Raw genomic sequence first — 11,549 nt, forward strand, 5'->3', positions numbered from 1 at the left:
GCAGCAAAATCCAGGGGAAAACTGGCGGCGAAAACACTAGCCGCCAGGAAACGACGATGCTGTCTTTGTCATCAAAAACAGGTAGTCAAAGCGTCAGGCTGCCTCGGTAAACACCTTGCGCATCTTCTCGGTAATCTTGCTTTCAATCATGGGGGCAAAGGCGCTCAGCATGAAACCGAGCTTCAGGTTGAGCTGGGCCTGGTCTTTCTCCAGGGTCAGCTCGCCATCGACGCCGCTGCGCTCGAAGCGCAATACATCGCCATCCCAGGCGCACGACAAATCATATTCCTGGGCCAGCTTGTCGGCCACCTGCTGCGCCGCCGCGCGGGCTTTTTCCGCTGTCAGCTTATGTTGCTGAACTATATTTATATCCGCCATCAAACCTTCCTTTTCGTCAAAACGGGTGGTGCCAAGGCTGCCATGATACCAGTCGCCCCCTTCTCTCACATCGTTTGCGCAGGGTCAAACTCCGCAGCGCCGCCTGGGCCGACTATTCCACTTCCTGCCGCCCCGTCGTGGAGATCCATCATGGACCAGAAAGTCATCGTGCCGATCGAAGCCGTGCTGACCAAATGCGTCTCGCTGCCGGTCGGCTATGTGCCGACGCCGTCGGCCCCCTACCGCCAGCACCGCAAGCAGGCCCAGCTGACGCTTCAGCCGGGTCCGCCACGCCTGAACCAGGCAACCGTGCGCAAGAGCGCCGCCATGTCCACCGGCGCGCGCGTGCTGGTCTGGAAGCAGGATCCGTCGGTCAGCGAACTGGGCACGCGCAAGGCCTTCCTGCCCGGCCTGATCCTGCAGGGCCCGCGCGACGCACGCATCACGTTTGGCGAACCCGGCATCGCCCAGGTCAGCCCGAACACCTTTGGCGACTTCATCGTCTCGCCCAATACCGACCAGTTCGACGCCGTGCATACCTTTGCCATCGTGCGCATGACCCTGACCATGTTCCAGCGCGCGCTGGCATTTGACGGCAGTGCCGCGCCACTGCCCTGGCAATGGAACAGCGCCAGCAATACCGACCCGCTGCGCGTGTTTCCGCACGGCTTGCCCAATGTCATGAACGCCTATTACAGCCGCCGCGAGCGGGCCCTGAAATTCGGCGACTTCATTCCCAGCGGCGCCACCGAACGCGTGTATACCTGCCGCTCGCTTGACATCGTGTCGCATGAAACCGGCCACGCCGTGCTCGATGGCCTGAAACCGAACTGGCTGCTCAACAGCAACCCGCCGCAAACAGGGGGCCTGCACGAGTCGTTCGGCGACCTGACAGCCATCTTCCTGGCCTTGTCGCAGCTGGATCAGGTCGAAGCGGTGATTGCGCAAACCAAGGCCGACCTGCACGACAAGACCTTCCTGGCCGACCTGGCCGAACAGTTCGGCCTGGCGCTGGGCCGCCCCAATGGCTTGCGCAACGCCGACAACGACATCAAGCTGTCGCAGGCAGGCACCGAGGTGCACGCCATCTCGCAGGTATTTACCGGCGCCATCTACGACATCCTGGCCGACATCTTCGACCATGAGCGCCGGCCACAGCTGAAAGACGACGCCGCGGTGCTGCTGGCGTGCGCCGACTACCTGTGCAGCCTGGTACTGCGCGCCCTGCTGGCCGCTCCCGGCCGCGCAGCCACCTATGCCGACGTGGCCAACCAGATGCTTTCGCTGGCAAAGGCCGATGGCAAGGATGCCTATCTGGACTTTATCCGCAACAGCTTTACGGTGCGCGAAGTATTCGGTGCGCAACTCGCTGACAACGGCGACGATGGCGGCACGCCGGGGTTTGCAGCCGGTGCCGAGGATCACGACGGCGCCGTGCAGGATCGCCGCGCCTGCTGCGGTACCATGAACAACGCCCAGTACAGCGCGGACGACCAGGCCTTCGATGCCGAACGCGAGGCGCTGGCAGCCTGGTGCCGCGACTACGGCCCGCGCCATGATTGAGATAATTGCGATAATCGAGATAAGCCCCACCACCAACGACAGGAAACGCCATGAAAATTTCAGCCACCAGCAGCGGCGGCTTTGCAGGCCTGCGCGAACATTACGAGATCGATACACGCGCCCATCCCGCCGGCCAGGCGCTGGAGGCGGCACTGGCCGGCAGCGGCTTTTTCACGGCCGCGCCCACCAGCGCGATGGCGCAGGACAGCGAACCGCTAGGCGCCGATATTGCCCAATGGCGCATTACCGTCGAGGCGCCAGAGGCGCGTCATACCGTCACCTTTGCCGAGGATGGCAGTGTGGACACGGCGCGCTGGCAAAACCTGGTGGCAAAGATCCGCGCCAGCACTTGAATTCTGGCAAATCGTTGACTTCAATAAACACGCGGCACGATGGCTGTGGTTTTTTTGCCCATCGTTGCCAGCGAAATCCTTGATCATTGCAACACTTCCCCTGCAGAGCGTGGCGCGGCCAAAAAAATGAATTTGCTTATACATATTGTATATAAGCGGGATTTGTGAGAAATAGCGAATTGCCTTAAAATACGGTGCTTTGCTTTAGTATGCGCCGTTGAAGTTCCTGCAGGCGCTACAGCACCTCCCCATTTGATAGGACTGTTATGACCCACGTTGTCACCGAATCCTGCGTCGCCTGTCGTTACACCGATTGCGTCGATGTCTGCCCGGTAGATTGTTTCCGGGAAGGCCCGAATTTCCTGGCGATCGATCCGGACGAATGTATAGACTGCGCAGTATGCGTGGCAGAATGCCCGGTGAACGCGATTTTCGCGGAAGAAGACGTGCCGGGCGACCAGCAGGCTTTCATCAAGATTAACGTCGACCTGGCGCGTAACTGGCCGTCGATCACCAAGACCAAGGCAGCCTTGCCGGAAGCCGAGCAAATGAAGGACGTCAAGGACAAGCTGCACCTGCTGGTCAAGTAAAACACAGCAAGCAACATGATAAAAAGCAGCGGAAACGTTGCTTTTTTTGTTTTAAAAACATGGTTGACCGACTGCCATCCAAGTGTGGCGCGGATGGACACAGAAAGCCGCAAAGTGTGGCCCTGTGCGCGGTAAAGCACATTTTGCCCTCAACAAATGTCATAGAATTGGATTATGATCTTTGAGCCGCATTGGCGCTTGGAATTAAACAAGGACTCTATATGCTTTACCAACTGCACGAACTGCAACGCTCCTTCCTCACTCCGGTGATGCAATGGGCAGACATGTCCTCCAAGTTATTTACCAACCCGGTTTCCCCTCTGGCCCATACCCCGTTTTCGCAACGCATCGCAGCAGGCTACGAGCTGATGTACCGCCTTGGCAAAGACTACGAAAAACCCCAATTTGATATCAAATCCGTGCTCGTCAAAGGCGAGAGCGTCGACATCCGCGAACACGTTGTCGTGACAAAACCATTTTGCCGCCTGATTCACTTCAAAAAAGAAACTCCTGGTTTGCAACAGCCCAAAGTCTTGCTGGTTGCCCCCCTTTCCGGTCACCACTCGACCCTGCTGCGCGACACCGTGCGCGGCTTGCTGGCCGAGCATGATGTCTACATCACCGACTGGACTGACGCGCGCATGGTACCGCTGGCAGAAGGCCCGTTCCACCTGGACGACTACATTTACTATGTGCAGGAATTCATCCGCCTGTTGGCGCCCGACCTGCACGTAATTTCCGTCTGTCAGCCTACCGTGCCGGTGCTGGCCGCCATTTCGCTGATGGCGACGGCAAAAGATCCGCACATGCCGAAAACCATGACCATGATGGGCGGCCCGATCGATCCACGCCGCTCGCCCACGCAAGTGAACAACCTGGCGACGGAAAAGAAATTTTCGTGGTTTGAAAACACCGTCATCTACGCCGTGCCGCCGAACTACCCGGGCTTTGGCCGCAAGGTCTATCCGGGCTTCCTGCAGCACGCCGGCTTTATCGCCATGAACCCGGGCCGCCACGCGCAAAGCCACCGCGAGTTCTACATGCACCTGGTGACGGGCGACGACGAGCCGGCAGAAGGCCACCGCCAGTTCTACAACGAGTACAACGCGGTGCTGGACATGCCGGCCGAGTACTACCTGGAAACGATCAAAACGGTATTCCAGGAATTCAGCCTGCCGACGGGCACATGGGAAGTGGGCGGCCAGCTGGTGCGTCCGCAAGACATCACCAACGTGGCGCTGTTTACCGTCGAAGGCGAACTGGACGACATTTCCGGCGCCGGCCAGACGCAGGCCGCGCATGACCTTTGCAGCAGCATTCCGGCCGACATGCAGCAAGATTTCGTGGCGCCGAAATGCGGCCACTATGGCATCTTCTCGGGCCGCCGCTGGCGCGAGATCATCTGCCCGAAAATCGGCGAATTCATCCAGAAGCACGGCTGACGCAGGTCGGTCCTGCTGCTTCAAAAACGGCACGCCGGCATCCTGCTGGCGTGCCGTTTTTTCATCTTCAAGGCAAAACTGGCACGCCGGCCAGCAACTGGTCCAGGCGTTTCCAGTAATCACGCTCCAGCCGGGCCAGGTCGACCTCGCGCGCCGCTTCGTTGAAGCGCTTTTGCTGCAGCGCGCCGTCAGCGTCGCGCTTGAAGCAGACATGCACGGAGCGTTCCCTGAAAGCAGTATCGACAAAGGCAATGCGCTCGCGCTCGGCCTTGCTGAACTCCGGGCCCATCAGCAAGTGCTGCAGCACATGGCGCTCGATGACGATCACGCGGTAGCGCTTGATCAGCAGTTTCTTCAGATTGGTCGCATCGTTCAGTCCCTCTTCGGTGCTCAGTTCGCCGCGCGCCACCATCGCATCGAACTGCTCGCCATTGGCATAGCCGGCCACCGTGCCGACGCGCAGCTTGCCCAGCTCGTGCAAACTGGCGCCGGGCGAACCGTCTTCCTTGAGATAGGCCAGCACGGCGAGAGTATTTCCAATAGGAACAGAGAAATGACAGAGTTTCTCCCGCTCGGGCGTACGCCACACGGCCATGAAACCGGCGTAGCGGGGATCGCCGAGGCCAAACTGCATGGTGCGCTTCCAGGGGAAATATTCATATTTCACCGCGTAACCGATGCGTTCGAACACCGCGCTGACCATGGTGGCCGACATGCCATCGGCCGGCAGCTTGGGCGACACGAAAGGCGGCCAGTCATCGGCGGCCAAGCGCACGATGCGCGTAGCCGGCGCCACCTGCGCATGGACGGCAGACAGAGCACAACAGGTGAGCAAACAGAAGGGCAAACCAACTGTCCGGAGGAAACGCATGTATTGCTCCTGGCACCCGGCGTATCAGTACAAGCGTGATGGCGCAGAGAAATTCGGTCGGTTTTCAGCGATATGACATTGGCTGTATCGTCCCATACAATAGCAATTTTTTAAAGTTGTTTATTGGAAGTCATTAATTCCTGTTGGAAATAAAATACACGTTCATGGACTGCTATTCCCTACGCCTGGCAGGTTTTTCACTTGTGCGCAGGCGAGATGGCCGATAATAACGTTTTTGAGCATTAAAGATTACCGTGCCGCTCCCAGCTCCCCCATCCCTTGCCGACCAGATAGAAGACCTGCTGCCGCAAACGCAATGCACCAAGTGTGGCTACAACGGCTGCCGTCCATACGCGCAAGCGATTGCCGCAGGCGAGGCCGAGATCAACCAGTGCCCGCCCGGCGGCGCGCAAGGCATCGCGCTGCTGGCCAATTTGCTGGGCAAAAAAGTCATTCCACTCAATCCCGTCAACGGCCTGGAGCGCCCCCGCTCCCTCGCCTATATCGATGAGTCGTTGTGCATCGGCTGTACCCTGTGCATCCAGGCCTGCCCGGTCGACGCCATCACCGGCGCGGCCAAGCAGATGCACACGGTGGTGGCCAGCCTGTGCACCGGCTGCGACCTGTGCGTGGCACCCTGTCCGGTCGACTGCATCGTCATGTATCCGGTCAGCGGCGAGGCCACCGGCTGGGACGCCTGGAGCCAGGGCGAGGCCGATGACGCACGTGCGCGCCACGATTTCCGCACGCAGCGGCTGCGCCGCGAGGCCGAGGAAAACGACGCACGCCTCGCTGCCAAGGCCGTCTCCAAGATGCAGGAACTCAAGCAGGAAGTGCCCGCCACCACCGCCGAAGCGGCCGAAAAAGAACGCAAGCGCGCCATTATCGCCGCTGCCATGGCGCGCGCATCGGCCAAGGCGGCCGCCGCCAGCACCCCGCCTACCCAAGACACGCCGGAAAAAGACGCATGAACACCGCCAAACGCCTGGAAATTTTCAAGCGCTTTCGCGCCGCCAACCCTTCCCCGAAAACCGAACTCGAATACACCACGCCGTTCGAGCTGCTGATCGCCGTGCTGCTGTCGGCGCAGGCGACCGATGTGTCGGTCAACAAGGCCACGCGATTGTTGTATCCGGTCGCCAATACGCCAGCGACGATCCTGGCGCTGGGGGTCGACGAACTGGCCAGTTATATCCGCACCATCGGCCTGTTTCGCACCAAGGCGAAAAACGTTATCGCCACCTGCCAGATGCTGCTCGAGCACCACGGCGGCGAAGTGCCGCGCGACCGCGCCTCGCTCGAAGCCTTGCCCGGCGTGGGCCGCAAGACGGCCAATGTGGTGATGAACACGGCGTTTGGCGAACTGACGATGGCGGTCGACACGCATATCTTCCGCGTCTCGAACCGCACCGGCATTGCGCCGGGCAAGAATGTCGAGATCGTCGAGCAAAAATTGCTCAAATTCGTGCCAAAAGAATTCTTGCTCGATGCTCATCATTGGCTGATACTGCATGGTCGCTACACCTGCATCGCGCGCAAGCCGCGATGCTGGAACTGCATGATTGCCGACCTGTGCGACTACAAGGACAAGTCGCCGATGCCGGCGCTGACCTGAAAAAAGCGGCCCATCGGGGCCGCCTTACGCATTACAGCAACACCATATTGTCGCGATGGATCAGCTCATGGCCTTCCATGAAGCCAAGAATCGCCTCGATCTCGGTCGACGGCTTGCGCATGATGCGGCGCGCTTCGCCGCTGGTGTAGTTCGATAGCCCCCGCGCCACCGCCACGCCGCCGCCATCGAGGCAGGTAATCACGGCGCCGCGGCCAAATTCGCCCTGTACGGCCGTCACGCCGATCGGCAGCAATGATTTGCCTTCCAGTGTCAGCTTTTGCACCGCGCCAGCGTCCAGCACCACCGCGCCGGCCGTTTGCAGATGGTCGGCCATCCATTGCTTGCGCGCCGTTAATTGTCCTGTCTGCGCGCGCAGTTCGGTGCCGATCGCTTCGCCTTGCGCCAGGCGGCTCAGCACGTCGCTGTCGCGGCCCCAGGCGATGATGGTGTGGGCGCCCGACTTGGCGGCGCGCTTGGCAGCGAGGATCTTGGTCAGCATGCCGCCACGACCGAGGCTGCTGCCGGCACCGCCGGCCATCGCTTCCAGGGCCGGGTCGCCCGCCACGCCGTGCGTGATCAGGCGCGCGTTCGGGTCCTTGCGCGGATCGGCCGAGAACAGGCCATGCTGGTCGGTCAGAATCACCAGCGCATCGGCCTCGATCAGGTTGGCCACCAGCGCACCAAGGGTGTCGTTGTCGCCGAACTTGATTTCATCGGTGACGACCGTGTCGTTTTCATTGATGATCGGCACCACGCCCAGACGCAGCAAAGTCGTCAGTGTCGAGCGGGCGTTCAGGTAGCGTTCGCGGTCGGCCAGGTCGGCATGCGTCAGCAGCACTTGCGCCGTGCCCAGGCTGTGCGCTCGGAAACTGCTTTCGTAGATTTGCGCCAGGCCCATCTGGCCGACGGCGGCGCAGGCCTGCAGTTCGTGGATGTCGGTCGGGCGGCGCTCGAAACCGAGGCGCAGCATGCCTTCGGCGATGGCGCCGGAGCTGACCAGCACCACTTGCTTGCCCAGCGCGCGCAAGCCTGCGATCTGCGCGGCCCAGCGCGCGATGGCGGCGTGGTCGAGGCCACGGCCGTCGTTGGTCACCAGCGAGGAGCCGACTTTGATGATGATGCGGGTAGCTTTTTGAATCACGGAATCCATGGAGGCTCTTATCTGTCAGCGCGCAGGTCGCAGCAGCAGCAAAGCCAACCCTGCCGCCAGTTCCGTCGCGCACATGTACAACACCAAACCCTGGGGCAAGCCGAAGCTGATGGCCGCGAACAGGCGGCCGGCGGGCTGCGCCAGGACCAACATTGCAGTGACATCGCTGAAGACGGGCGTTTCGCCCTGCCGTGCCGCGAACAGCGCCAGGAGTGCGGTAGCACCCCACAGGCCGACATGCGTGGCGTAAAACTGGCTGTAGCCGTTCACGCCATTGAGAAAGATGCCCATGCCGGCCGCCATCTCATCGGCGAACAGCAGGCAGGCGAATGCGCCCAGCCCGTAGGCGGCGGTAATCAGCTGCAATACACGACGCTGCCAGCCCAGTTTGCGCAAGGAAGCGGCAGCGCCGGCCTGTACCGGCGTCAAATGCTCAGTCCAGGATCTTGAAACGCGGATCGTCCGGATCGATCGACGAGATGCCGCGTGCTTCTTCGGTCATCTGCGTTTCCTCGGCACGGCTTTCGCTGTGTTTCTTCTCTTCCAGGTGCTGGTAGATGGCATTGACCAGTTCCGGGCAACCCTGGTGGTTCAGCGCGGAGATCTCGAACACGGGACCTTTCCAGCCAAAACGCTTGAGGAAGTCCTTGACCAGCTTTTTACGGTCGTCTTCCGGCACCATGTCGAGCTTGTTCAGCACCAGCCAGCGCGGCTTGTCGACCAGCGACTCGTCGTACTTCTTCAGTTCTTTGACCAGCGCCTTGGCTTCCTTGACCGGATCGACGTTGGTTTCAAACGGCGCCAGGTCGACGATGTGCAGCAGCAGGCCGGTGCGCTGCAGATGGCGCAGGAATTGATGACCCAGGCCCGCGCCTTCGGAAGCGCCTTCGATCAAGCCGGGAATATCGGCGATCACAAAGCTTTTCTCGTGCGACACGCGCACCACGCCCAAGTTCGGGTGCAGGGTGGTAAATGGGTAATCGGCAATTTTCGGGCGCGCGTTCGAGACGGCCGAAATGAACGTCGACTTGCCGGCGTTCGGCATGCCCAACAGGCCCACGTCGGCCAGCACTTTCAGTTCCAGGCGCAGTTCGCGGCGTTCGCCTTCCTTGCCTTCGCCCTTCTGGCGCGGGGCGCGGTTGGTCGAGGACTTGAAGTGGATATTGCCCCAGCCGCCTTCGCCGCCCTTGGCCAGCATTTCGATCTGGCCGTGTTCGGTCAGGTCGGCCAGGATTTCACCGCTGGCATGGTCGACGATCAGGGTGCCGACCGGCATGCGCAGGTGAATATCGTCAGCGCCCTTGCCGTAGCAATCGGCGCCGCGGCCAGGTTCGCCATTCTTGGCCTTGTGCATTTTAGAAAAACGGAAATCGACGAGCGTATTGATATTGCGGTCGGCGACTGCCCAGATGGTGCCGCCCTTTCCGCCATCGCCGCCATCGGGACCGCCAAAAGGTCGGAATTTTTCACGGCAGAAAGAGGCACAGCCGTTGCCGCCATCGCCCGCGATGACTTCGATTTTTGCTTCGTCGATAAACTTCATAATTTTGTGCCGCCATAAAACTAAAAAGGCTCTACCTTGGGCAGAGCCTTTCGATTGAAGGCTTGCGCCTTACATCATGCGATTCCAGCAGAGCGACTGGCGCTCCGGGCTGAAATTACGCTGGTACTGCTTCGTTTGCTACAACGGTGACGAACTGCTTCGAGCCAGCACCTTTGACAACGAACTTCACTTTGCCAGCGATCAACGCGAACAAGGTGTGATCCTTGCCCATGCCTACGCCTTCACCAGCGCGCACAGGGGTGCCGCGTTGACGAATGATGATGCCGCCAGCATTGATGGTTTGACCGCCGTAGACTTTGACGCCCAGACGTTTTGATTCTGAATCACGGCCATTTCGCGTTGTGCCGCCGCCTTTTTTGTGTGCCATTTAAGACTCCTTGATAGCTGATTAATTCAAACAGCGGCGATTAGCCGTTGATCGAAACGATTTGGATTTCGGTAAAATTCTGGCGATGGCCCTGATGCTTCTGGTAGTGCTTACGACGACGCATCTTGAAAATTTTGACCTTATCATGGCGACCATGCGCCACAACCGTAACCAGTACCGTTGCACCTTCGACCAATGGCGCACCAAACTTAATGGTGTCGCCCGCGCCTACTGCGAGAACTTGATCGATGGTGAGTTCGGAACCAATGTCTGCCGGTATCTGTTCTACTTTAAGTTTTTCGCCAGCGACAACTTTATATTGTTTGCCACCGGTTTTTATGACCGCGTACATGATTTGAAACCTCATCAAATGTTGAAAGAATTTGTCCCACTGCCGTGAAAAGCAAGCCGTGCACAACAGGGAGAACCAGCGATTATACACGGACTGAGAAATCGCGTCAAAAACTATTCACAAAGCCCGGTGATCGTGGTATGTCGACAACCTGGACACGATGTCAGGCCGGCGCTTCGGTGGTCGGAAAGTCAATCATTGTTCTGTAGCCATAGTCAAACGGCACGCGGCAGCATGCCATGTCGTATAATCGCCGCACCACAATCTATTGCAGGTTCGCCTTGTCTGACGCTCACAAACACGTTAACCAAAACACCATCGTGGAAACGATTGCCGCCGACATGGACGCAGTCAACACGGTGATCCGCCAAAAACTGCATTCCGATGTCATTCTGATCAACCAGATCGCCGAATACATCATCAGCGCTGGCGGCAAACGCATCCGCCCCGTGTTGATCCTGCTGGTCGCCAATGCCCATGCTTATCGCGGCACGGCGCATCATGAACTGGCGGCGGTGGTCGAATTCATCCATACCGCCACCCTGCTGCACGACGACGTGGTCGATGAGTCATCGATGCGGCGTGGACGCCAGACGGCCAACGCCCTGTTCGGCAATGCCGCATCGGTGCTGGTGGGCGACTTCCTGCACTCGCGCTCGTTCCAGTTGATGGTTGCGCTGGACAATATGCGCGTGATGCAGATTTTGTCGGACGCCACCAACGTGATCGCCGAAGGCGAAGTGCTGCAGTTGCTGAACATGCACGATCCGGATGTCACACAGGAAAGCTACCTGACGGTGATCCGCTCGAAGACAGCCAAGCTGTTCGAAGCGTCGGCGCAACTGGGCGCCCTGATCGCCGGCGCCAGCGAAGCCGATATCGAAGCGGCTGCCGAATATGGCCGTTCGCTCGGCACCGCCTTCCAGCTGATTGACGACGTGCTCGACTATGCAGGCGACGCCGCCGAAATCGGCAAGAACGTGGGCGACGACTTGCGCGAAGGCAAACCGACCCTGCCGTTGATCTATCTGATGGAAAACGGCACGCCGGAACAGCGTGAACTGGTGCGCAGCTGTATCGAGCAAGGCGACGAACAGCATTTCGACGCCATCCTGGCGGCAGTCACCAGCAGTGGTGCACTCGACTACACGCGCCAGCAGGCGGAAATCGCCGGCAAACGCGCGGCCGATGCGATTGCCGGCTGGCCCGACAGCATCTATAAACAATCGATGCTGCAACTGTGCTCGTTTGCGGTGGCTCGCAATCACTGATCACGGTGTCATCAGGACGAATGGAAACGGCGC

Annotated in this window: 14 protein-coding genes; 7 read left to right on the plus strand and 7 right to left on the minus strand. The window is 59.7% G+C overall.

Annotated features, from left to right (window positions below; all coding sequences use genetic code 11):
- Nucleotides 1-93: 93 nt before the first annotated feature.
- Entirely contained in the window at nt 94-378 is a 285-nt protein-coding gene (locus AC0Z42_RS11690) for a polyhydroxyalkanoic acid system family protein (RefSeq protein ID WP_485468388.1), read from the minus strand.
- 150 nt (nt 379-528) lie between these two features.
- Between AC0Z42_RS11690 and AC0Z42_RS11695 the strand changes: the two genes are divergently transcribed.
- From AC0Z42_RS11695 to AC0Z42_RS11710, 4 genes are all read left to right on the plus strand, one after another.
- On the plus strand, nt 529-1,941 hold the full coding sequence (locus tag AC0Z42_RS11695) for a hypothetical protein (protein WP_485468389.1): 1,413 nt from the start codon (nt 529-531) through the stop codon (nt 1,939-1,941).
- Nucleotides 1,942-1,991: 50 nt separating this feature from the next.
- Nucleotides 1,992-2,294, plus strand: a complete 303-nt coding sequence (locus AC0Z42_RS11700) for a protealysin inhibitor emfourin (protein ID WP_485468390.1) — start codon at nt 1,992-1,994, stop codon at nt 2,292-2,294.
- Between the two features lie 266 nt (nt 2,295-2,560).
- Nucleotides 2,561-2,884 (plus strand): ferredoxin FdxA, encoded by a 324-nt coding sequence (gene fdxA, locus AC0Z42_RS11705; protein WP_485468391.1) that lies wholly within the window; start codon nt 2,561-2,563, stop codon nt 2,882-2,884.
- Nucleotides 2,885-3,105: 221 nt separating this feature from the next.
- Nucleotides 3,106-4,326, plus strand: coding sequence for a polyhydroxyalkanoate depolymerase (locus AC0Z42_RS11710; protein WP_485468392.1), 1,221 nt, complete (start codon nt 3,106-3,108; stop codon nt 4,324-4,326).
- Nucleotides 4,327-4,393: 67 nt separating this feature from the next.
- Here AC0Z42_RS11710 and AC0Z42_RS11715 read toward each other — a convergent pair whose 3' ends face one another.
- Nucleotides 4,394-5,197, minus strand: coding sequence for a substrate-binding periplasmic protein (locus tag AC0Z42_RS11715; RefSeq protein ID WP_485468393.1), 804 nt, complete (start codon nt 5,195-5,197; stop codon nt 4,394-4,396).
- A gap of 248 nt (nt 5,198-5,445) precedes the next feature.
- Here AC0Z42_RS11715 and rsxB point away from each other — a divergent pair, with 248 nt between their 5' ends.
- Both rsxB and nth read left to right on the plus strand, forming a co-directional pair.
- A complete protein-coding gene (rsxB, locus tag AC0Z42_RS11720; protein WP_485468470.1) occupies nt 5,446-6,168 on the plus strand; it encodes an electron transport complex subunit RsxB in 723 nt (240 codons plus the stop codon).
- Complete coding sequence (gene nth, locus AC0Z42_RS11725) at nt 6,165-6,812, plus strand: endonuclease III (protein WP_485468394.1); 648 nt, start codon at nt 6,165-6,167, stop codon at nt 6,810-6,812. Before rsxB ends, nth begins: the two co-directional genes overlap by 4 nt.
- 31 nt (nt 6,813-6,843) lie before the next feature.
- On the opposite strand, the gene proB is transcribed toward nth, so the two are convergent.
- The 5 genes from proB to rplU all read right to left on the minus strand — a co-directional run bounded on the left by proB (nt 6,844) and on the right by rplU (nt 10,245).
- Nucleotides 6,844-7,962 (minus strand): glutamate 5-kinase, encoded by a 1,119-nt coding sequence (proB, locus tag AC0Z42_RS11730; RefSeq protein ID WP_485468395.1) that lies wholly within the window; start codon nt 7,960-7,962, stop codon nt 6,844-6,846.
- 15 nt (nt 7,963-7,977) lie between these two features.
- A complete protein-coding gene (locus AC0Z42_RS11735; protein WP_485468396.1) occupies nt 7,978-8,391 on the minus strand; it encodes a hypothetical protein in 414 nt (137 codons plus the stop codon).
- 4 nt (nt 8,392-8,395) lie between these two features.
- The gene (obgE, locus tag AC0Z42_RS11740) at nt 8,396-9,505 is read right to left on the minus strand and encodes a GTPase ObgE (RefSeq protein ID WP_485468397.1); all 1,110 of its coding nucleotides are present in this window, start codon (nt 9,503-9,505) and stop codon (nt 8,396-8,398) included.
- A 115-nt stretch (nt 9,506-9,620) separates the two neighbouring features.
- Nucleotides 9,621-9,893 carry a 50S ribosomal protein L27 gene (gene rpmA / locus AC0Z42_RS11745; protein ID WP_094445744.1) on the minus strand — a complete coding sequence of 91 codons (273 nt, stop codon included), beginning with the start codon at nt 9,891-9,893 and terminating at the stop codon, nt 9,621-9,623.
- 40 nt (nt 9,894-9,933) lie between these two features.
- Nucleotides 9,934-10,245, minus strand: a complete 312-nt coding sequence (gene rplU / locus AC0Z42_RS11750) for a 50S ribosomal protein L21 (RefSeq protein ID WP_054268134.1) — start codon at nt 10,243-10,245, stop codon at nt 9,934-9,936.
- 239 nt (nt 10,246-10,484) lie between these two features.
- Here rplU and ispB point away from each other — a divergent pair, with 239 nt between their 5' ends.
- Nucleotides 10,485-11,516, plus strand: a complete 1,032-nt coding sequence (gene ispB, locus AC0Z42_RS11755) for an octaprenyl diphosphate synthase (RefSeq protein WP_485468398.1) — start codon at nt 10,485-10,487, stop codon at nt 11,514-11,516.
- Nucleotides 11,517-11,549: the final 33 nt, after the last annotated feature.

The sequence above is a fragment of the Janthinobacterium sp. 1L-D-8-B-C4 genome (assembly GCF_057291295.1).

What these genes read in the sequence shown, in the direction of transcription:
- AC0Z42_RS11690 (WP_485468388.1), bottom strand. Translation starts at nt 378, where the DNA reads ATGGCGGATATAAATATAGTTCAGCAACATAAGCTGACAGCGGAAAAA.
- AC0Z42_RS11695 (WP_485468389.1), top strand. Translation starts at nt 529, where the DNA reads ATGGACCAGAAAGTCATCGTGCCGATCGAAGCCGTGCTGACCAAATGC.
- AC0Z42_RS11700 (WP_485468390.1), top strand. Translation starts at nt 1,992, where the DNA reads ATGAAAATTTCAGCCACCAGCAGCGGCGGCTTTGCAGGCCTGCGCGAA.
- fdxA (WP_485468391.1), top strand. Translation starts at nt 2,561, where the DNA reads ATGACCCACGTTGTCACCGAATCCTGCGTCGCCTGTCGTTACACCGAT.
- AC0Z42_RS11710 (WP_485468392.1), top strand. Translation starts at nt 3,106, where the DNA reads ATGCTTTACCAACTGCACGAACTGCAACGCTCCTTCCTCACTCCGGTG.
- AC0Z42_RS11715 (WP_485468393.1), bottom strand. Translation starts at nt 5,197, where the DNA reads ATGCGTTTCCTCCGGACAGTTGGTTTGCCCTTCTGTTTGCTCACCTGT.
- nth (WP_485468394.1), top strand. Translation starts at nt 6,165, where the DNA reads ATGAACACCGCCAAACGCCTGGAAATTTTCAAGCGCTTTCGCGCCGCC.
- proB (WP_485468395.1), bottom strand. Translation starts at nt 7,962, where the DNA reads ATGGATTCCGTGATTCAAAAAGCTACCCGCATCATCATCAAAGTCGGC.
- obgE (WP_485468397.1), bottom strand. Translation starts at nt 9,505, where the DNA reads ATGAAGTTTATCGACGAAGCAAAAATCGAAGTCATCGCGGGCGATGGC.
- rpmA (WP_094445744.1), bottom strand. Translation starts at nt 9,893, where the DNA reads ATGGCACACAAAAAAGGCGGCGGCACAACGCGAAATGGCCGTGATTCA.
- rplU (WP_054268134.1), bottom strand. Translation starts at nt 10,245, where the DNA reads ATGTACGCGGTCATAAAAACCGGTGGCAAACAATATAAAGTTGTCGCT.
- ispB (WP_485468398.1), top strand. Translation starts at nt 10,485, where the DNA reads ATGTCGTATAATCGCCGCACCACAATCTATTGCAGGTTCGCCTTGTCT.